The sequence below is a fragment of the Pseudomonas sp. D47 genome (assembly GCF_045447305.1).
Lineage (GTDB): Bacteria > Pseudomonadota > Gammaproteobacteria > Pseudomonadales > Pseudomonadaceae > Aquipseudomonas.
This window is the reverse complement of record NZ_JBJGXU010000079.1, coordinates 1-21,768: the sequence shown is the minus strand read 5'-3', so window position 1 is coordinate 21,768 and position 21,768 is coordinate 1. Positions and strand designations below refer to the sequence as shown.

The window sequence follows — 21,768 nt, the reverse complement described above, 5'->3', positions numbered from 1 at the left end:
GAGGACCTTTTGCTTACTTTTGGCTGGGCCGGCATTCCGGTCCTTCCAAAAGTGACCCGCTGTAAGAGCGGAACCCTACGAAGCCGTTACCGCAGCAACGGATATGCCCCCAACCGCAACCGCAACCCCACCCCTACCCCCCTACCGATCCTTAAACTCAGGCGCCCGCTTACCCACAAACGCCGCCATCCCTTCCTTCTGATCCAGCGTCGCAAACGCCGCATGAAACACCCTGCGCTCAAAACGCACACCTTCAGAAAGACTCACCTCAAACGCACGATTAACGCTTTCCTTGACCATCATACTAATCGGCACAGATTTACCGGCAATCAAGGTCGCAACCTTCAACGCTTCCTCCAGCAATTCATCCGCCGGAACGATACGCGCCACAATCCCACAACGCTCAGCCTCCACCGCATCGATAAAGCGCCCAGTCAGGCACATCTCCATGGCCTTGGCCTTACCCACCGCACGGGTCAGGCGCTGAGTGCCCCCCATACCCGGCAGCACGCCAAGGTTAATTTCCGGCTGACCAAACTTAGCCCCATCACCCGCCAGGATAAAGTCGCACATCAACGCCAGTTCACACCCGCCACCCAGCGCGAAGCCGTTAACCGCAGCAATGATTGGCTTACGCCGGTTAGCCACCCGATCACTGTCGCTAAACAGGTCATCCAGATAGATCTGCGGATACGTCAGCTCCGCCATCTCCTTGATATCAGCCCCGGCAGCAAAGGCTTTTTTCGAGCCAGTCAGCACGATGCACCCAATCTCAGGATTGGCCTCCAGCCCATCCAACGCCTGGTTCAACTCGCTGACCAGTTGCGCATTCAAGGCGTTCAACGCTTGCGGGCGATTAAGGGTAATCAGCCCTACGCGGCCCTGGACTTCGACCAAAATGGTGTCGTAACTCATGTATCGGCTCCTTAAAGATTGCGTGAGATGACCATGCGCTGGATATCGCTGGTGCCTTCGTAAATCTGGCAGACCCGCACATCGCGGTAGATCCGCTCCAAGGGGAAGTCGCTCAGGTAACCGTAACCGCCCAAGGTTTGCAAGGCGGCCGAGCAGACTTTTTCGGCCATTTCCGAGGCAAACAACTTGGCCATCGAGGCTTCGACCAAGGCCGGCTTGCCGCTGTCGCGCAGGGCGGCGGCGTAATGCACCATCTGCCGAGCGACGGCGATTTGCGTGGCCATGTCCGCCAGGCGAAATGCCACAGCCTGGTGTTCGATCAGCGCTTTGCCAAAACTTTCGCGCTCGCGCGCATAGTCACGGGCGGCCTCAAAGGCGGCACGGGCCATGCCCACCGATTGCGAGGCGATGCCTACGCGGCCACCTTCAAGGTTGGCCAGGGCGATCTTGTAGCCTTCGCCCTCCTCCCCAAGCCGATTGGCGACCGGCACCTTCACGTCCTCAAACAGGATCTGGCAGGTGTCGGAGGCGTGCTGGCCAAGCTTGTCTTCAACCCGCGCGACCGTGTAGCCCGGCGAATCGGTGGGCACGATGAACGCGCTGATCCCACGCTTGCCGGCGGCCGGGTCGGTGACCGCAAACACAATCACAACGCCGGCGTTTTGCCCGGAGGTGATGAACTGTTTGCAGCCATTGAGCACGTAGTGATCGCCTTCCAGGCGTGCACGGGTTTTCAGGCTGCTGGCATCGGAACCGGCTTGCGGTTCGGTCAGCGCGAAGGCGCCCAGCATGGCGCCGCTGGCCAAGGGCTTGAGGAATTGCTCTTTCTGCTGATCGTTGCCGAATTTCAGAATCGGCACGCAGCCCACTGAGTTGTGCACGCTCATGATGGTCGAGCAGGCGCCGTCACCGGCGGCGATTTCTTCCAGGGCCATGGCGTAGGCCAGGTAGCCGGTGTCGCAACCGCCCCACTGTTCCGGCACCAACATGCCGAAAAAGCCCAGCTCGGCCATTTCGCCGATGGCTTGCGTTGGAAAACGGTGCTCGCGGTCCCACTCGGCGGCGAACGGTTTCAAACGCTCCTGGGCAAATTGCCGGGCCGCGTCGCTGATTTGCAGTTGTTCGTCATTGGGCAGCATAAAAAGTCCTTAATACACGCATTCGACGGCCATGGCCGTGGCTTCACCGCCGCCGATGCAAATCGCAGCAACGCCGCGCTTGAGGCCTTTCTGGCGCAGGGCCGAGAGCAACGTCACCAGGATGCGCGCACCCGAGGCACCAATCGGGTGGCCCAGGGCACAGGCGCCGCCGTGAATGTTGACCTTGCTGTGCGGGATTTCCAGTTTGCTCATGGTCACCAGGCTGACCACCGCGAAGGCCTCGTTGATCTCGAACAGATCTACTTCGTCGAGGTTCCAGCCGGTCTTACTCATCAGCTTGCGAATCGCGCCCACCGGCGCCACCGGGAACAGCCCCGGCTCATCGGCAAATGCGGCGTGCCCATGGATCACCGCCAGTGGCTTGAGGCCGCGCTTGTGCGCTTCGGACTGACGCATCAACAGCAACGCCGCCGCGCCGTCTGAAATCGAACTGGCGTTGGCCGCCGTCACCGTACCGCCTTCGCGGAACGCGGGTTTGAGGCTGGCAATCTTGTCCAGCTTGGCTTTCGGTGGTTGTTCATCATGCAAGATGGTTTTTTGCTCTTTGCCGACGGTGACCTGCACCGGGACGATCTCGGCGGCGAAGCTACCGTGGGTGATCGCCTGTTGGGCACGGGTCAGCGAGGCGATGGCAAAAGCGTCCTGGGCTTCACGGGTGAAGCCATTGTGCTCGGCGCAGTCCTCGGCAAAGCTGCCCATCAGTCGACCCTTGTCGTAGGCGTCTTCGAGGCCGTCGAGGAACATATGGTCGAGCACCTTGCCGTGGCCCATGCGGTAGCCGCTGCGTGCGCGGTCGAGCAGGTACGGTGCATTGGACATGCTTTCCATGCCGCCAGCCACCACCACATCGACACTGCCGGCCAACAATGAATCGTGGGCCAGGATGGTCGCTTCCATGCCCGAGCCGCACATTTTGTTGAGCGTGGTGCAGCGGGTGCCCTTGTCCAACCCGGCGCCCAACGCCGCCTGCCGTGCAGGTGCCTGGCCGAGGCCTGCCGGCAGGACGCAGCCGAACAGCACTTCATCCACGGCGTCCGGCGCAATGCCGGCTCGTTCGACGGCGGCGCGAATCGCGGCGGCGCCCAATTGCGGCGCGGTCAGCCCTTTAAGGTCACCCTGGAACCCGCCCATGGGCGTGCGTACGGCGCTGACGATAACGATCGGATCGTTCATAAAAAACCTCCTTACTTGGCTGCCATGCGCAAGGCGCCGTCGAGACGGATCACCTCGCCGTTGAGCATGCTGTTTTCAATGATGTGCCGCACCAGTGCGGCGTACTCGGCCGGTTTGCCCAAACGTGGCGGGAATGGCACGCCAGCGGCCAGGGAATCGCGGACTTCCGGGGTCATGCCGGCCATCATCGGTGTTTCAAAAATGCCCGGGGCGATGGTCATGACCCGAATGCCGAAGCGCGCCAGCTCGCGGGCGGCGGGCAGCGTCAGGCTGGCGATGGCGCCTTTGGAGGCGGAATACGCCGCCTGGCCGATCTGCCCATCAAAGGCGGCCACCGACGCGGTATTGATGATCACGCCGCGTTCGCCATCGGCATTCGCCTCGGTTTCGGCGATGGCGGCGGCGGCCAGGCGCAGCAGGTTGAAGCTGCCGATCAGGTTGACGTTGATCACCTGGGTAAAGCTGGCCAAGGCGTGAGGGCCGTTCTTACCGAGGATTTTCTCGCCACGCACCACACCGGCGCAGTTGATCAGCCCGTGCAAGCCACCAAACGCGGCGACGGCCGCTTGCACGGCGGCTTCGGCGGCAGCTTCCTGGCTGATATCCGCCACGGCGCTGCGGGCATTATCACCGAGCTGTTGGGCCTTGGCGGCGACGGCCTCGGCGTTCAGGTCCACCAGCATTACCTTGGCACCGGCGGCCACCAGCATTTCAGCGGTGGCCGCGCCGAGGCCCGAAGCGCCGCCGCTGACCAGGAATACCTTGTTTTCAATCTGCATCTTTATTTCCTTTGAAAGGGATCACGCCAGTGCTGCTTGAGCCTTGGCGATTTCCTGATTACGCAAAATAAAACGTTGCAGCTTGCCGCTAGGGGTCTTGGGCAAGTCGCTGACAAATTCGATTTCTCGCGGGTAAGCATGCGCGGCGAGACGCTTGCGCACGTGCAGGCGCAGCTCTTCGGCGAGTTCCGGGGTGGCACGGTATTGTGCGTTGAGCACCACGAAGGCTTTCACCCGCTCAGTGCGCTCCGGGTCAGGCTTGCCGACCACTGCCGCTTCGACCACGGCCGGGTGTTCAACCAAAGCGCTTTCCACGTCGAACGGGCCAACGCGGTAGCCAGAGGTGGTGATCACATCGTCACTGCGCCCGACAAAGCTGATGCTGCCGTCGGGGTTCAACTCCACCGTGTCGCCGCTGAGGTAGTACTTGCCGACAAAGGCTTTGGTCTTCACACCGTCGTAGCCGACGAACCAGCACATCGGCGACTGTTCGCGGTCGATGGCCAGGATTCCCGGCTGGCCCGCGGGCAATTCCTGGTGATCGTCATCCAGCACCACAATGCGATGCCCTGGCGAGGCAAACCCCGCCGAGCCGACGTGCACCGGGTGCGCCAGGCCGTGGTGGTTGCACAGCACCATGCCCAGTTCGGTCTGGCCGTAGTGGTCGTGGATGGTCACGCCCAGGTTATCCGCGAACCAGCGGATCACTTCCGGGTTCAGCGGCTCGCCGGCACTGCTGACAATGCGCAGCGTGCCCTTGATCGATCGCGCGAATTGCTCGCCACCAGCTATCAACAGGCGATACGCGGTCGGCGAGCCCGTCAGGTTGGTGATCCCGTATTTGTTGATCACCCGGCAGGTGCTTTCCAGGGTGAACGGCCCATCGTAGAAGGTGATCGGGTGGCCCAAGGATAACGGCCCGGTCACGCCAAAATAGATGCCGTAGGCCCAACCCGGGTCGGCCACGTTCCAGAATGCATCTTCGGGGCGCAGGTCTACCGCGTCGCGGGTATAGCTCTGGAACGCGACGATGGCCTTGAGCGGTACCGACAGGGCTTTGGACGGGCCGGTGGTGCCTGAGGTGAACATCAGCAGGAACGGATCGTCTGCGCCCAACAATACCGGCTCGCAGAGGTTTGAATAGTTGGGCAATTCAGCCCAGAAGCTGTAATCGCCGCGCACAATGCCTTCGCCCTTGGCGCCGGCGACCGTCACGATGGTCGGGCAGCCCTCGACTTCCGCCAGTTTGGGGCGGTTCACCGCGTCGGTGACCACCAGCGCCGCGCCGGAGCTGTTCAGGCGGTGTTCGATAGCCTTGGGGCCGAAGGCAGTAAACAGCGGCTGATAGACCGCGCCGATGCGCCAGGTGGCAAGCACTACCACCAGCAGTTCCGCCGTGCGTGGCAGCAGGCCCGCCACCTTGTCACCGCGTTTGACGCCCTGGGCCAGAAGGAAATTGGCGAAGCGCGCTGCCTGGTCCTGCAAGTCAGTAAAGGTTGACGTGGCGCTGCGCCCGTCCTTACCTTCCCAGAACAGCGCGATGCGGCCCGGCAGTGCGTGCCGGTCGCAGCATTCCACGCAGGCATTGAGGGCCTGCAGGTTGCCGGCCAGTGCGGCGTCGACGGTGTGCTGGTAATCAAACTCGGTGGTGGCAGCCAAATACTCACGCATCGCTTCAATCCTTGTGTTTTTTTATTTTCAGGACGTTTTGGAGCCGTTAAAGCGTGGAAATAGTCGCTCTAGAGCGCTGTAGCAGCAATGGTCAAAGCCTTCAACTTGGCTGACTGGTTTGGCCAATCATTGATCGCGCTGATCAGCCAGTCAGTTCTAGTGATTGGACGCTCTTGATTCAAGCTTCTAACCTGAAAGACTGCGCCACCGAAGAAGCCTCCCCGCGATGATCGTTCGTCCCAAACCCAACCTCCTGGGTATCCTGTTCTCCCTCAAGGGCTCGATTGCCAAGCGTATTGCCCTGCGTAGCCTGCTGGTGACCTTGCTGGCCTCGGTGATCGTGCTGGTTGAAACCCTGCACCCGGCGTATTTCTCCACGGTCAACGCCACACCCTTCACGTTGTTGGGGTTGTCGTTGTCGATCTTCATGAGCTTTCGCAACAACGCCTGTTATGACCGCTGGTGGGAAGGCCGCAAGCAGTTGGGGCAAATGATCATTGAGGTGCGTTCGCTGATTCGCCAGACCCAGGTGCTGAGTGATCCGGTTGAGCGTGCCGGGCTGTTGCGCGGTCTGTGCGGCTTTGCCCATGGCTTGATCGCGCGCCTGCGGCATGAGGACGAAGCGGCGGCGATAAAGCCCTGGATCGGCATTGATCGCACGCACCCCAACCTCCCCGACCATGTGCTGCAACAGCTCGGCGCGCGGTTTTCGGGGCTGGCCGAGCAAGGCGTGATCAGCGAATGGCGCTACACCCAGCTGGAAACCCGACTGGTCAGCCTGAGCCAGGTGCAGGCCTCCTGCGAGCGGATCAAACACACGCCGCTGCCCTTCCCTTACACCTTGTTGCTGCACCGCACAATCTACCTGTTCTGCATTCTGCTGCCGTTTGCGATGGCCGAGCCGCTGGGCTGGCTGACACCGGTGATCACCGCCATCGTCAGCTACACCTTCTTTGGCCTGGATGAAATTGGCGATGACCTGGAAGACCCGTTCGGCTTCGACGAAAACGACCTGCCATGCAATGCGCTGGTGCGCACCCTGGAGCGCGAGATTCTTGCAGCTCTCGGCGAAAGCGACTTGCCGCCTGCCTTGGAGCCGGTTGAATACGTGCTGACCTGATGCGGGTTTGACACCCGCGGTGGTCTGACCGAAGCTGATGGCTTTGCGATAGCTGCCCCCAGCTTTTGGACGCCTGCATGTCAAAGTCACGCCGTTATTCCATCGTCGGCCTGTGCGCCCTGTTGTTGATTGTGTTGCTTACCTGGTTTTTCTCCCACTCCAGCCCGGTGGCCGTGCCGAAGGCCATCGCCCATGGTTACGGCAAGGCCTTAAAGCAGGCGCATAACGGTGAACCGGGCGCGGCGCGTGTGCTGTATCAACAGCTTGGTCGGCCGGACCTGTCACCTGAACGTCGCGCGGCGTTGCACGCTGAACTGCCCAACTACCCAAGCCCGCAGGCACTGAAGCTTGCCGATAAAGACCTGGCCAATGATTCGCCACTGGTGCGCGAGGCGGCGATTCACAGCATCGTCGGCCTGGTGCCCAGCGGCCAACGCGTGTTGCTGCTGGGGCCAGTGCTGGAGGATCCCGAACAAGACGTGCGCTTTGCCGCCGCCAATGCCCTGCTCGGCCTCTCTGCGGATACGTTGGGCCTGTACTTCGGGCCCTTGCAGCAAGTACTCGATGAGTTCGTGAAAACGCTCAAGGACCAGCCGGAAACGGCTGAAGGCTGGATTCAGCTGGCGCGCCTGTACATCCACAGCGTGCTGCTGCCGGATGCGCAAAATGCCTTGGCGCAGGCCATGCGTTTGCAGCCGGACAACCTTCAAGCCGGGGTGGCGCAGATCGAGTTATTGGATAAACAAGGCAAGACCGACGAGTCGCGCCAACTGCTGGCACGGCAACTGGCGGCCCACCCGGAGTCGGCCTACCTGCAACATGCCTTGGGCATGTGGTTGCTGCACCACGGCGAGCGCCCTTATGCGCTGCTCGGCCTGTCCAAAGCGGTGGAGCTGGAGCCGGACAATCAGGATTACCGCTACGACTTGGCGACCACCTTGCATGCCCAAGAGGAATTGGAAGCGGCCCAGCGTCAACTGGAAGAAATTGTGCAGCGCCATCCCGCCAACCGCAAAGCTCGCGTGTTGCTGATCAACTACTGGAAAGAGACTGGCCAGTTGCAAAACGTCCAGGTGTTACTGGCGCAACTTGAGCAACAAAACCCGGACGATCCTGCACTGCAACAAGGCCTGTAAGAGCCAACCCTTTAGTTAAGGGCGGACAACCACCTCTGGCGGGGGTGCTGGGTACATATCCGTTTTCGTACCGAGGTGCCTGCATCGCAGCGGTGCGGCGATCCGACTTGCTCGCGAATGCGGTGGGCCAGTCAGCTTATTTGTAACTGAACCACCGCATTCGCGAGCAAGCCCGCTCCCACATTGGGATCTCATTACATCAGCTAGATGTGGTGCTGCTGTGCTTCTGCCCTGCTTTTGCTTCAACCACTCAGGTCGGCTACTAGGCCGCCGTGCTCTTGCTTTTGATCTTGATCTTAGGCGCCCCGTTAACCACGCTGGCCGAACGCAGGCTTGAATCCGTGGGTAACCCGGCAGGACGCCGGATTAGCCGCGATGGGCCAAGGATGGCCCATGGCGGCGGCCCACGGATTCAAGCCGGAGTGAGGGCATGCCGAGCCTAGGCGAGGCACCGAGTGGTGGGGCAAGAGCCTTTTTGGTTACTTTTGGGGCTCTTTTCCAAAAGTGACCCGCCGTAAGGGCGGAACCCTAAGCCGCCGTTACCGCAGCAATGGATATGTACTCAATCCAACTAAAGAAGCACCACCAAACCAGGCTAACGCACCACAGGTTACCGACTCCCAGATCTCTCTTGATCACCATAGAAGTCACCTAGCCAAAAAGCCCCCCAAAGGCTGCCTATAAGCGCAACGAGGCTACAAATATCACGAAGTGTTGAACCGCTACGGACCACTACGGTCAAGTAAATATGGCGCGCCCAGGGCGGCGCGCTCCTCTACTTGTACGTGACCTGAGGGCACTTCTTGTCTACATCCAAAGAGCTGTTCAGTGAAAAGGCGGCCACCGGCATCGAAGGTCTTGATGACATTCTTTCCGGGGGGCTATCGCGCAGCCACCTGTTCCTGCTGGAAGGCGAACCCGGCACCGGTAAAACCACCGTAGCGCTGCACTTTCTGCAAGCCGGCGCGAAAAACGGTGAACGATCCCTGTACATCACCCTGTCCGAAACCGAACGCGAATTGCGCCATGGCGCAAAGTCCCACGGCTGGGACCTGGATGACAATATCCACATCTTCGAACTGACCCCACCCGAGAGCCTGCTCGACGCCGACCACCAGCAGAGCCTGCTGTATTCGTCGGACTTGGAATTGGGCGAAGCCACCCGGCAAATCTTTGAAGTGGTCGAAGCGGTCAAGCCGACCCGCGTGGTCATCGACAGCCTGTCGGAGATCCGCCTGCTGGCGCAAAGCTCGCTGCGCTACCGCCGCCAGATCCTGGCGATCAAGCACTACTTCGTGCGCTACGACGCCACCGTGCTGCTGCTCGACGACCTGACTACCGAATCCCTGGATAAAACCGTGCACAGCGTGGCCCACGGCGTGATTCGCCTGGAAGAACTGACCCCCAACTACGGCGCCGAACGCCGCCGCGTGCGGGTGGTGAAATACCGTGGGCAGAAATACCGTGGCGGTTTCCACGACTTCACCATCATGGCCGACGGTATCCATGTATTCCCGCGCTTGGTCGCCGCCGAGCATCGCGGTGGTTACACGCGCCAGACCCTGAGCAGCGGCATAGCCGAATTGGATGCCCTGATGGGCGGCGGCGTCGAGACCGGTTCGAGCAGCTTGATCCTAGGCCCGGCCGGTACCGGCAAGTCGCTGATCTCGATGATCTTTGCCGCAGCCGCCGTGGCCCGTGGCGAAAAAGCCGCGTTGTTTATCTTTGATGAAGAGCTGGGCTTGTTGTTCGAACGCATGCGAAACATGGGCATCGACCTCGAGGCCCTGCAAGCCACCGGCAACTTGCTGATCGAACAGGTCGACGCTGCCGAGCTGTCGCCGGGCGAATTCTCACACCGGGTGCGGCGTTGCGTGGATGAACGCGGGATCAAAACCGTGGTGATCGACAGCATCAACGGCTACCAGGCCGCCATGCCCGAAGAAAACGCCCTGATCCTGCACATGCACGAACTGCTGCTGTACCTCAACCGCCGTGGCGCCGCGACCTTCATGACAGTTGCCCAGCACGGGCTCGTGGGCGATATGCAGGCCCCGGTAGACATCACTTACCTGGCCGATACGGTCATTCTGCTGCGCTACTTCGAAGCGCTGGGCAAGGTGCGTCGGGCCATTTCGATCATCAAGAAACGCACCGGCTCGCATGAATCGACTATCCGCGAATACCGCATCGGCGGTCGCGGCATGACGGTTGGCGAACCCCTGGATAACTTCCAAGGCGTGTTACGCGGCATTCCTACCTACATGGGCGCGGGCTCACCTTTGCTCAAGGAAGAGGGCTAGTGACTGGCCTATCTCCCGTCTCCGAGCGTGCAATCATCCTGGCGCCCATGGGCCGTGACGGCTCATTGGCGCTGATGATGCTGAACCAGGCCGGCTACAGCGGCATCATCGCCACGCACCTGGCGAACCTGTGCGAAGCGTTAGAGCACGGCGCCGGCCTGCTGGTGATCGCCGACGAAGCCCTGCGCGGCGTCGATTTGGAGCCGCTGCTGGAATACCTGCATCAGCAACCGGCCTGGTCGGACCTGCCCATCGTGCTGATGACCCACCATGGCGGCAGCGAGCAGAACGGTTCCTCGCACTTGAGCGGGCTGTTGGGCAACGTGACCTTCCTCGAGCGCCCCTTCCATCCAGTGACCTTGATCAGTCTGGTGAGCGCCGCCCTGCGCGGCCGACGGCGGCAATACGAAGCCCGCGACCGGCTGATTGATTTGAGCGAGAGCGAGCTGCGCCTGCAACGCACGCTGGAAACCCTCGAGCAGCAAGTCGAGGAGCGCACGGCGCAACTGCGCACCAATGAAGAGGCGCTGCGCCAGTCGCAGAAAATGGAAGCCGTCGGCCAGTTGACCGGCGGCATCGCCCATGACTTCAACAATATGCTCACCGGGATTATCGGCAGCCTGGAGCTGCTGCGCAGGCGCATATCGCGCGGCAAGCTGGACGACCTCGATGGCCTGATCGACCTAGGCGTGACCTCGGCCAACCGCGCCGCCGGCCTGACCCACCGCCTGCTGGCGTTTTCCCGTCGTCAGTCGCTGGATTCCAAGCCCGTGGAGATCAACCAATTGGTCGCCTCCATGGGCGAATTGCTGCAACGCAGCATCAATGAAAGCATCGCCTTGGATATGCGCCTGAGCGACACGCTCTGGACCGCCGAAGCCGACCCCAACCAGCTCGAAAGCGCCCTGCTCAACTTGGTCATCAACGCACGGGACGCCATGCCTGGCGGCGGCAAACTGGTGGTCGAAACCACCAACCGCCACCTGGACAGCGTGTTCACCGCCGCCTACGGCACGTTGAAACCCGGTGATTACGTTGAGCTGAGCGTCAGCGACACCGGCTGCGGTATCCCCGAACACCTGATCGGCCGGGTGTTCGATCCGTTTTTCACCACCAAACCCATCGGCCAGGGCACCGGCCTTGGGTTGTCGATGATCTACGGCTTTGCCCGCCAGTCCCACGGCCACGTCACGATCCATAGTGAAATCGATAAAGGCACCACCGTCAGCCTGTTCCTGCCGCGCTTTGTCGGCGAGATGAAGACGCTGGAGCTGCTCAACCCAACGCTGCTGCCCTTCGCCAATGCGGGTGAAACCGTGTTGATCGTCGAGGATGACCCGGCAGTGCGGGTATTAGTCAGTGCAGTGCTCAAAGAACTGGGTTATGCCTTCGTCGAGGCGTGTGATGCTGATACGGCGCTGCCCATCATTGAATCCGACCAGCGTATTGACCTGCTGATCAGCGATGTGGGCCTGCCCGGCATGAACGGCCGGCAGATGGCGGAAATCGGTCGGCAGATGCGCCCGCAGCTCAAGGTGCTGTTTATCACCGGCTACGCCGAACACGCGGCGGTACGCGGCGGCTTCCTGGACCCGGGGATGCAGTTGATCACCAAACCGTTCACGTTTGATCTGTTAACGGCAAAAGTGCGGGAAATGATTCAGGGTTGAGGCGCTACAACAAGGGCTGCATGGCAGCCCTGTCACCCTTCACGCCAGCAGGCGCTGGATATGCTCTTGCAGCGTATCCAAGTCAAACGGCTTGGCCAGGATCGGCGCGTTGCGCGTGATCGGGCTATTGCAGTCGAGAATTTCCTGCGGGTAGCCGCTGATAAAGATCACTTTTAATTCCGGTCGCAACTTGATCGCAGGCTCAGCGATCTGCACCCCGGAAATCCCACCCGGCAGGCGGTAGTCCGTGACCATCAGGTCCAGGTGCGGCTTGGACGCGAGGATTTCGAAGGCCTGCTCCCCGTCGATCGCCTTCAACACCCGATAGCCCAGGCCTGCCAGGTATTCACCCAGCACAAACATAATGGATTCGTCGTCCTCGACGATCAGAACGACATCTTGTGCATCTTCACTCATGGGAAGCCTTTGTCCGGTCAATTGCTGCAGTTACGACCATGGGGTCACGCAGAGGTTGCGTCGAGGTGACGATTGATTTCACGCGGCCGCCTCAAGCGGCAGGCACACCCGGAACAGGGCGCCCTCGCCTATCTGGCTTTGGACCTCGATGGTACCGCCGTGGGCCGCCACGATCTGTTCGGAGATAAACAGCCCCAGGCCCAGGCCCGCCGAGACATGGCTGGCCGACACCCGCTCGAACTGCTGGAATATGCGCTTCTGGTTGTCTTGACTGATGCCGATGCCATGGTCACGCACTTCCACCCGCGCTTCGCCATGCTCGGTGTAGACCCGCACTTCCACCGGGCTCTTGGCCCCGTAGCGCAGCGCGTTGGTCAGCAGGTTGGAGACCACCTGCTCGATGCGGAACTCATCCCAATTGCCCTCCACGGGGCCTTCGGTTTCCAGGTGCATCGATGAGTCAGCGGCCGCGACTTGCGGTGCAAAGTTTTCCACCAGGTTACGCACCAACAGGGCCAGGTCAAAGCGCGCCGGGCGGATCGACAGCTTGCCGGTGCGGATGCGCGACACGTCGAGCATGTCTTCAATCAGGCGAATCAGGCTTTTGATCTGCCGCTCGTCGCGGTCAACCATGGCGTGCATCTTGTCCAGGGTGAATGCGGCGGCGTTATCCCGGGCCAGGTGCATCTTGCGCAGCTGGGTCTCCAGGATCAGGCCGTTAAGCGGCGTACGCACTTCGTGGGCGACGATCGACATGAAGTCGTCACGCATGCGCACCGCCTGCTCCAATTCGGCCTGGGTGGCCTGCAGGCGCGTCAGCAGCAGCTCCTGCTCGCGGCGGCTGCGCTCCAGGGCTTCCACTTGCAGTTTCATCGCCTTGCTCTGGCGGTACAGGTCGACGAACACGTTGACCTTGCTCTTGACCGCGTGGATATCCAGCGGCTTGTGCAGGAAGTCCACGGCGCCGCTTTCATAGCCTTTGAAGGCGTAATTGAGTTCGCGGCCAGCAGCGCTGACGAACACAATCGGGATGTTCTTGGTCTTTTCGGTGCCGCGCATCAGCTCGGCCAGCTCGAAACCGTTCATGCCGGGCATCTGCACATCGAGAATCGCCATGGCGAACTCGTGCTCCAGCAACAGTGACAAGGCCTCGTCGGCGCTCAAGGCCTTGAAGACCTGGCGATCCTCGCGCTTGATCAGCGCTTCGAGGGCCAGCAGGTTTTCCGGCAGATCGTCGACGATCAGCAATTTGGCCTGGATATTACTTAACATGGGGAAGATTCCAGGGAAGCCAGCAATGAGGCAATGCGGCTCAAGGTCAGAATATGGTCAGGTGTGTGCAGTGCCAAGGCCGCCAACGGCATCACGGCAATGTGTGCTTCCTTGGGGTCTTGTACCACGGTGGTGCCGCCCGATTGTTTGACGTGGGCCAGCCCACGCGCGCCGTCCTGGTTGGCGCCGGTCAGCAGGATCGCCAGCAAACCCTTTCCGTAGGCATCAGCGGCTGAGGCGAACAGGTAATCAATGGCCGGACGGGAATAGTGCACGCGGTCTTCCTGGCTCAGGGACAGGCTGTGGTCATGTTCTACCGAGAGGTGGTAGCCGGGCCCGGCGAAGTAAACAGTGCCGGCCTCGATCACTTCCTTGTCCCGCGCTTCCTTCACCGGGATACGCAGGCGCCGCGCGAACACTTGCGCCAACTGGCTTCGGCGTTCGTCCGGCAGGTGCAACACGGCAATAATCGGCAAGGCAAACCCTTCAGGCAGGTCGCCAAAAATCTTCAGCAACGCCTCGACGCCACCGGCTGAGGCGCCGACGACAATGGCTTCAATCCCGAAAAACGGGTTGGCTTGCGCCTCGTTCATGATTTTCGGTAGATCCGTTCCTGCTTGACCAAGGGTTCGAATTGTTTGCTGTAGGCGGAAAAATCCAGGGTTTCCTTACTGCCCAGCACCAGGAAGCCGCGATGACACAGCGACTCATGAAACAATCCAAACGCTCGATCCTGCAATTTTTTATTGAAATAAATCAGTACGTTGCGACATGAAATTAATTGAGTTTCTGAGAATACACTGTCGGTCGCCAGGCTGTGGTCGGCAAAGGTGACGTTCTCGCGCAGGGTCTTGTCGAAGATCGCGTAATCGTAGGCCGCCGTGTAGTAGTCGGCGAATGAACGTTGGCCGCCAGCCTGCTGATAATTAGCAGTGTAGGCGCGTACATTCTCCAGGGAGAAAATCCCTTGTTTGGCTTTATCCAGCGATGCCGGGTTGATGTCCGTGGCATAGATGATGGTGCGCTCGAGCAACCCCTCTTCGCGCAGCAGGATCGCCATGGAGTACACCTCCTCGCCTGTGCTGCAGCCGGCGATCCAGATCTTGATCGACGGATAGGTCTTGAGCAACGGCACCACTTCCTGACGAATCGCCAGAAAGTGCGACGGGTCGCGAAACATCTCGCTCACGGGGATCGTCAGAAATTGCAGCAACTGCATGAACGCGCCAGGGTCGTGCAACACCCGCTCCTGCAGCGCCGAAATGGTTGCGCAGTCAAACTGGCGCAGGGCATGGGCCACACGCCGCTTGACCGACGCACCGGAATAGTCGCGAAAGTCGTAGCTGTACTTGAGGTAAATCGCCTCGATCAACAGGCGCAGCTCAATGTCGCTGCTTTTGTCCAAAAAACGCTGCTCCACTTAAATACGTTCCATCTTCGGTAGCCATACGCGAATCAGCGAGAACAGGCGATCCAGGTCAATCGGCTTGGCCAGGTAATCGTTGGAGCCTGCCGCGAGGCAGCGCTCCTGATCGTCCTTCATGGCCTTGGCCGTAACCGCAATGATCGGCAACTTCTTCCAGCGCGGGTCCTGACGGATCAAGGCCGTGGCCTCGTAACCGTCCATCTCCGGCATCATCACGTCCATCAGCACCAGGTCGATGTCGTCCACTTCATTGAGTTTGTCGATGGCCTCGCGGCCGTTACGGCCGATCACCACCACCGCACCTTTGTGCTCCAGGGCGCTGGTCAGGGCAAAGATGTTGCGCACATCGTCGTCCACCAACAGGATCTTGCGCCCCTCAAAGACCTTGTCACGGCTGCGCGCGGTCTTGAGCATCTTCTGGCGGTCATGGGACAGCTGGGACTCGACTTTGTGCAGAAAGAGTGTCACTTCATCCAGCAAACGTTCAGGTGAGCGCGCACCCTTGATGATGATCGAGCGCGAGTATTTGCGCAGTTCAGCCTCTTCATCACGGGTCAGGTTACGCCCGGTGTAGACGATGACTGGCGGGAACGAGCAGATATCCTCGGTGGCCATGCGCTTGAGCAGCTCGTTGCCGAGCATGTCCGGCAGCTTGAGGTCGATGATCATGCAGTCGTAGATATTGGTGCGCAGCAGGTCCAGGGCGGCCTGGGCGTAGCCGACGTCGGTGATCTCAATGTCATCGTCGCCGATCAGGCGGGCAATGCTGTCGCGCTGCAGGTCATCGTCTTCCACCAGCAGTACGCGCTTGACCTTCTGTGTCAGCTTGGCTTCCAGGCGCGCAAACACGTCCTTGAGCTCCTCGCGCGTGGTCGGCTTGACCGCATAGCCGATGGCGCCCATGTGCATGGCGGCTTCGACGCGGTCTTCCACGGAAATCACGTGCACAGGGATGTGGCGGGTGTTGGCGTGTTCTTTCAGGCGTTGCAGCACCGTCAGCCCGGAATGGTCCGGCAGGCGCATGTCCAGCAGGATCGCGTCCGGCACGAATTCCTCAGCCAGGCTGTAGCCTTCGTCCGCGCCATGGGCGACCAGGCAGTTGTAGCCCAGCTCGTGGGCCAAATCGAACAAGATGCGCGCAAAGTTCGGCTCGTCTTCTACGACCAGGATGCAACGGGTGGTGAACGGTGCCTTGTCACGGTCATCGGCAAAACGTGGGATCTGTTGCGCATCGGCCACCGGCAGCGGCGAGATGGCGATCGGTGCAGGTGCAGGCGCCGCCACAGCGTGACGCGGCTGCTCGATGGGCGCCGCGCCCTCCTCGCGCTCGATGTACTGCTCCGGCAATACCAGGGTAAACACACTGCCCTTGCCCGGTTCGCTGGTCACGCTGATATAGCCGCCGAGCAACGTGGCCAGGTCGCGCGAGATCGACAAGCCCAGGCCGGTGCCGCCGTAGCGGCGGTTGGTGGTGCCGTCCGCCTGGCGGAAGGCTTCGAAGATGCTTTCCTGCTGGTCCGGGGCGATGCCGATGCCGGAGTCGCGCACCGTAAAGGCAATGCTCTCGTTCGGCGCACGGGACACCGACAGGCTGACCTCGCCCTGCTCGGTGAACTTGATCGCGTTGGACAGCAGGTTCTTGAGGATCTGCTCCAGACGCTGGCGGTCGGTAAACAGCAGGGTCGGCGCATCGCTTTGCACCTCCACCTGGAAGGCCAGCTTGCGGTCGGCGGCCAACGGTTCGAACATGCCACGCAGGCCGTCCACCAGACGCACGACACTGGAGTTTTCCGGGCGCACCTCGAGCTTGCCGGCTTCGACCTTGGAAATATCCAGAATGTCGTTGATCAGGTTGAGCAAGTCATTGCCCGCCGAATAAATCGACTCGGCAAACTTGACCTGTTCGGCGCTGAGGTTTTCCTGGGGGTTTTCCGCCAGCAGCTTGGCCAGGATCAACGAGCTGTTCAGCGGGGTGCGCAGCTCGTGGGACATGTTGGCGAGGAACTCGGACTTGTACTTGCTGGAGCGCTGCAATTCGTCGGCGCGGTCTTCGAGTTCAAGCTGTGCCTTGTTGAGCTCGACGTTCTTGCGGTCCATGGCGTCGCGCTGCTCGGCCAGGGTCTGGGTCTGTTCGGCCAACTGCTCGTTGGTCTGCTCAAGCTCGGCCTGCTGGGTTTCCAGGTGGGTCTGGGACTCCTTGAGGATGCGTGACTGTTCTTCGAGTTCTTCGTTGGCGGTCTTGAGTTCTTCCTGCTGCACTTGCAGCTCTTCGTTGAGCTGCTGGGTCTCGGCCAGTACTTCCTGCAGGCGCTGGCGATAACGCGCGGCTTCGATAGAGGTGCCGATATTGCCGGCAATCAGCTCCAGCAGTTCGACGTCACGTTCTTCCAGTGAGCGCAGGAAACCCAGTTCGATCACGCCGTTGACACGGTCGTCCTCGCTGGTCGGCATCACCAGCACGCTGCGAGTAGCGCCTTCGCCCAGGCCGGAACTGACCTTGAAGTAGTCCACCGGCACATCGTCCAAGCGAATCAGGCGATCCAGCTGGGCGGCCTGCCCGACGATACCTTCGTCGCTGTAGATCGACTGTTCCTGCTGCTCCTGTTCGCGGGAGAAACCATAGGTCGCCACACGCTTGAGGCCGCCGTGCTCTTCACGCACATACAGCGCAGCGACTGCCGAGCCCATGTATTGGGCAAAGAACTGCAGGATGTTACGGCCCAACATGTTCAGGGTCAGTTGGCCGAGCACTTGTTCGGCCAGTTCGGTCTGACCACTGCGCAGCCAGGCTTGCTGTTCAAGGCGTCGCGCAATCTTCTGTTGTGACGCGAGGTTATCGCTGTAACTCCTTGATAGTGAGAGCAAATTCTTACGACCGACATACGCCAGGAACCCACTCAGGCCGAGTACGAACGCCAGGTACAGGGTGACGCTGACCACCGTGGTCTTGGTGACTTCTTCATTGCGGGTGATGCGGAACTGCTGCTCCATCGCCACCGCATCGTCGTACTCCTTGCGGATCTCGTCCGTGAGGCGCTTGCCCCGACCGGCCTTGACCGCGCTGCGGTAATCACCGCTCTGGCGCTGCATATCAATCATCGACTGCGCGTACTTGTTCCACTCGGCCTGCATCGCCTCTAGGCGCTTGAGGCGGTCTACCTGCTGGGGGTTGTCCGCCACCAGTTCCTGCAGGTTACGCAAGTCGGCAATGATCCGCGGTTTGGCCACTTCGTAGGGGTCGAGGAAATGCTCATCGCCAGTGATCAAGAAGCCGCGCATGCCGGTTTCCAGGTCCACTGTCAGTTTTGATGACTCATTGAGGTTATTGATGACCCGGTCGGTGTGCTCCACCCACTGGATCACCGACAACAAATAAGTAATCAGCACGACGAAAAACACTGCGCTGAGCACGCCCACACCCAACGGCAGGGCCACGTTACGGCTCAGGAGTTTACGAAAGCTCTTTTCATCGACGGACGACGCGGGAGTCATGGGCATGCCTTGGCCAAAGTACGGAAAAAGGAGGAGTTTGCCCGAACATCAGGGGTCAGGGCTATGTTTCTGCGCTGGTTTGAGGCGAAAACCTAGAAGGCGCGGGTGGATTTCGCGCTGATTTTGGCCAGCTTTCTTGAGTACGTCGCACACAACTTATAACAACTTCCTACAGCAAAAGAGGAACGAACTTTCATTGGCTTCGCACTCAGAAGCACGCCTCAGGAACACGGAAGATCTTTTGGACGGCGTCTTCTTATGACTTGCCAAGGTACGCTAAATGAGCATTTCAAGTGTTACGCAACAAACAGTGAACGTCTCCACCACAGAAGCTCAACTGCCTGCGCAAAACATCTCCAACACTTTATCAATAACGCCGGCCCCCGCAAGCAATCCCGCAGCAGCGCAGCCACCAACCAAAACGGTGGGACAGCTCCAAGCAGACAACCAGAACCTTTTCAATTTGGTCGACCAACTCCGCCAAATGGGTACCCAAAATGAGGGCAAGCCCCTCACTCCACTCCAAATTTCAAGCGCGTTAAAAAGTCAAATTGACGTGCCTTACGTAGGGTCCACCTACGCCTTGGCAGGCTCCACGCCCCCGACATTGGCGGCCGTCATTACCGACCTCGGTTATGAACTGCCAGTCACCGCCGAACAAGTCGCTACGTTGGCCAAACAAATTGGGCAAAAGGCTTCAATCCCGGTGCTGGGGAATTTGGGCGGCGGCCTTTCCTGGCCAATTGCGATGTCACAAGAGGACCGAAGGAGCATTCGCGCGTTCCTCTTCTCCCGTAACAGCGGCTTGCCTGGCTTGCCGTTGCCGACACATGGCAACGGCACGCTGCATTACTTGTTGCACGGCAGTTCGCTCACGCACCGTGATTTGCAGAGTGACCCTCAACAGACGCTACAAAAACTGTTCGATTCCCCCAGGGCCCAGGCGCTGGGGCAGGCGTTACAGGCGCACCTGAAGGGTGTGGCCACACCCACCAGTATTTATGACTATCTGTTGACCGCGATGATCGATGGGCTTGACCTGGGTGGCCTTTGGCACCCCGAACCCAACAAAATCGGTGATATCTATCTGGACTCCCCCATGTATTGGGGTCAACCCCCCTCGCTGGTTGCCGAGCACCTGAGCAAGTATCTGATCAAGGAAGGCCTGGCGACAGACTCGGCCGCTAAACTTGCGACCCACGTTCTGTTGGCGAGTCACGCCCCGCAGTTTCTGATCAAAGATATTCCCTCGATTGTGAAAGTCGGCGGTGTTCTCTGGGGGCAATTGACAACCGCAGCAGCCAAGATCGAAGCCCAGACGCCTGGCCGGGTGCCTAACATGACCTATGTCGAGGTTATGGCCCTAGCGGAGTCGCTGCCGACCAGCGATATCGACGTTCAACTAGCTCAGCGCGAAACTCTAAAAGAGTGGGGGTTAGCCAATGGTTTGCTGCCCATCTTGCAAACCAGTTGGACCCCGGTAAATGGCGCACTGGTTCCCTCAACTCCCGAACCGACAGCGTCACAAATGGAACAGACCAAAGCGGCCTACGACAGTCGCTTGGATGCGCTGGTGGAGACTTCTACTTCTTTATACACGCCACTGGCCAGTCGAAAAAAAATTGCGCTTGACGCCCTCAAAGCTGAGTTCCCAAAGCTTGATCCAACGGTTTTTGAAGCACGATTCCTCGCAAAGGCCTACACAGGCCGCCCCGGAGCCGGCGATCCAAGGTTGCGTTCCATGCTTGATATTGTGATGGAAGGGGAAATGCTGGGGGAAAAATACAAATGGGTCACCAACGATCGCAGGGTGCCAATCGATGCGTTCAACAACTTTACACGTTCCGAAAGGTTTCCAGCGCCCGAGGTGTTCACGACCCAATTCGAGGCGTCGATAGCGGCGCAAAAAAAGGGCCATCACGGAATGGTCAAGCACCTGATATCCCAATTGCCATTAGCCGACCGCAAAAATTTTGAATTCGGCGAGATCGAGTTCTCTTACGAAAAACACTACAAAGATGCGGCGGGTAACGCACTCGTGACGGTGCGTCGCGAACATACATTGTTTGTGAAAACTACGTACGAGGGTGAGAGCAATCTTTATGAGATCGACACCACCAAAGGGACAATCACTAAACAAAACGAGCGCATGACAGAAAACCTGAAACAGGTAATTAAAATAGACGGAGGCTATCAGCCCGTTACTTCGATCATTACGCCTTATCCCAGCGACTCCAGCATTGCCAAGACTGATAAGCCAGGCAGTACTGAGATCCCCAAAAGTTTCGACTCGAACCGAACCAATAAGATTGCCAATTTCTACGTTAAATCCTTAGGCCTGGATGATGAAAGTGTGCTGGATCACGCCAGAGGCGTGACGTCCTACGATCATGATCGTTCGCTTGACAAGGGGGTTGGTGAATTCTTCCTCAACCTCATCCCGTTCCGGTCTGCCATCGTCAACCTGGCGAAAGGCAGCGTCGTCGAGGGGATAGCCGACCTAACGATGGATGTCATTGGACTGCTGACGTTTGGCGCAGGCAAGACTGCCCAGGCCGCCAAAGTCTTTGGCAATGGCGCCAAGGCTGCAAAAGCTATCAAGTTCCTGGGGGCGTCCGCCTTTGAGGTGCTCAACCCACTCAGTGGGGCGGGCGACATAATATGGGGAGCCGGGCATTTGCTCCTCAAGGGCTACACGAAGAGTACTGGGTGGCTTAAAAAGCTCAGGGCCTCCAATGGCGGTTACCAAAAACTTCAGCAGATAAGCAAGCAGCACGGGACAGCGTTAATCGGCTCTGTGAACGTTGGAGATCGCACCATCGACACGGTCGCGGTACGCAAGAACGATCAATGGTATAACTATGACCCCTTAAAAAATAGTGTGTATGGCTCGCCAATCGACCACTTCACTCCCCTGCGTGGCGGCACGCTTAGCAGCAGCTTGGGAGTTGCGTTTGGGAATTTCTACAAGAAGCTCGTTGAGGCACGAAAGCCCAATAGCCTTGCGCGGTTTAATCAGGGTTATAAAAATGGGGTGCTTCAGGCGCTGCCGGATTACACAGGCCAAACACGCTTGAAGGACTTACTGAAGTTGGCCGCAAACCCCAATCGGACGCCGGAAGAAATAGGGCTTTTGGCGAGGACAATAAAGGAGGAAAGAATTAGAGATGGGGAGTATTTCACCAATATTTTTGCCGCCGACGTTGCCGGCCCAGGCGTTTCTTTCGACCGCTT

The 21,768-nt window shown here is 59.6% G+C and carries 15 protein-coding genes; 5 read left to right on the top strand and 10 right to left on the bottom strand.

Annotated features, from left to right (window positions below; genetic code table 11):
• Window positions 1-141: 141 nt before the first annotated feature.
• From ACI77I_RS28900 to ACI77I_RS28880, 5 genes are read right to left on the bottom strand one after another with little or no spacing between them, the layout of a single operon-like run.
• A complete protein-coding gene (locus ACI77I_RS28900; RefSeq protein WP_094951832.1) occupies window positions 142-915 on the bottom strand; it encodes an enoyl-CoA hydratase in 774 nt (257 codons plus the stop codon).
• An 11-nt stretch (window positions 916-926) separates the two neighbouring features.
• Window positions 927-2,054, bottom strand: a complete 1,128-nt coding sequence (locus ACI77I_RS28895; RefSeq protein ID WP_242149533.1) for an acyl-CoA dehydrogenase — start codon at window positions 2,052-2,054, stop codon at window positions 927-929.
• A 9-nt stretch (window positions 2,055-2,063) separates the two neighbouring features.
• Window positions 2,064-3,248, bottom strand: coding sequence for an acetyl-CoA C-acyltransferase (locus tag ACI77I_RS28890; protein WP_094951830.1), 1,185 nt, complete (start codon window positions 3,246-3,248; stop codon window positions 2,064-2,066).
• Window positions 3,249-3,259: 11 nt separating this feature from the next.
• A complete protein-coding gene (locus ACI77I_RS28885) occupies window positions 3,260-4,027 on the bottom strand; it encodes an SDR family NAD(P)-dependent oxidoreductase (RefSeq protein ID WP_406999561.1) in 768 nt (255 codons plus the stop codon).
• 21 nt (window positions 4,028-4,048) lie between these two features.
• Window positions 4,049-5,698, bottom strand: coding sequence for an AMP-binding protein (locus ACI77I_RS28880; RefSeq protein ID WP_406999559.1), 1,650 nt, complete (start codon window positions 5,696-5,698; stop codon window positions 4,049-4,051).
• 226 nt (window positions 5,699-5,924) lie between these two features.
• Here ACI77I_RS28880 and ACI77I_RS28875 point away from each other — a divergent pair, with 226 nt between their 5' ends.
• The 4 genes from ACI77I_RS28875 (at window position 5,925) to ACI77I_RS28860 (ending at window position 11,927) form a co-directional block, all read left to right on the top strand.
• A complete protein-coding gene (locus ACI77I_RS28875; RefSeq protein WP_406980464.1) occupies window positions 5,925-6,818 on the top strand; it encodes a bestrophin family protein in 894 nt (297 codons plus the stop codon).
• Between the two features lie 77 nt (window positions 6,819-6,895).
• Complete coding sequence (locus tag ACI77I_RS28870; protein WP_242149543.1) at window positions 6,896-7,954, top strand: tetratricopeptide repeat protein; 1,059 nt, start codon at window positions 6,896-6,898, stop codon at window positions 7,952-7,954.
• A gap of 803 nt (window positions 7,955-8,757) precedes the next feature.
• Entirely contained in the window at window positions 8,758-10,257 is a 1,500-nt protein-coding gene (locus ACI77I_RS28865; RefSeq protein ID WP_094951825.1) for an ATPase domain-containing protein, read from the top strand.
• The gene (locus ACI77I_RS28860; RefSeq protein ID WP_406999557.1) at window positions 10,257-11,927 is read left to right on the top strand and encodes a response regulator; all 1,671 of its coding nucleotides are present in this window, start codon (window positions 10,257-10,259) and stop codon (window positions 11,925-11,927) included. The genes ACI77I_RS28865 and ACI77I_RS28860 overlap by 1 nt, the downstream gene beginning before the upstream one ends.
• 39 nt (window positions 11,928-11,966) lie before the next feature.
• On the opposite strand, the gene ACI77I_RS28855 is transcribed toward ACI77I_RS28860, so the two are convergent.
• The 5 genes from ACI77I_RS28855 to ACI77I_RS28835 all read right to left on the bottom strand — a co-directional run bounded on the left by ACI77I_RS28855 (window position 11,967) and on the right by ACI77I_RS28835 (window position 18,534).
• Entirely contained in the window at window positions 11,967-12,344 is a 378-nt protein-coding gene (locus ACI77I_RS28855; RefSeq protein ID WP_094951823.1) for a response regulator, read from the bottom strand.
• A 78-nt stretch (window positions 12,345-12,422) separates the two neighbouring features.
• Complete coding sequence (locus ACI77I_RS28850; protein ID WP_094951822.1) at window positions 12,423-13,616, bottom strand: hybrid sensor histidine kinase/response regulator; 1,194 nt, start codon at window positions 13,614-13,616, stop codon at window positions 12,423-12,425.
• On the bottom strand, window positions 13,610-14,209 hold the full coding sequence (locus ACI77I_RS28845) for a chemotaxis protein CheB (RefSeq protein ID WP_094951821.1): 600 nt from the start codon (window positions 14,207-14,209) through the stop codon (window positions 13,610-13,612). Before ACI77I_RS28845 ends, ACI77I_RS28850 begins: the two co-directional genes overlap by 7 nt.
• Window positions 14,206-15,036 (bottom strand): CheR family methyltransferase, encoded by an 831-nt coding sequence (locus ACI77I_RS28840; RefSeq protein ID WP_406999554.1) that lies wholly within the window; start codon window positions 15,034-15,036, stop codon window positions 14,206-14,208. Before ACI77I_RS28840 ends, ACI77I_RS28845 begins: the two co-directional genes overlap by 4 nt.
• Window positions 15,037-18,534, bottom strand: coding sequence for a response regulator (locus ACI77I_RS28835; protein WP_094951820.1), 3,498 nt, complete (start codon window positions 18,532-18,534; stop codon window positions 15,037-15,039).
• 280 nt (window positions 18,535-18,814) lie between these two features.
• Between ACI77I_RS28835 and ACI77I_RS28830 the strand changes: the two genes are divergently transcribed.
• Window positions 18,815-21,768 (top strand): hypothetical protein (locus tag ACI77I_RS28830; protein WP_406999552.1); only part of this gene is annotated, 2,954 nt, incomplete at its 3' end.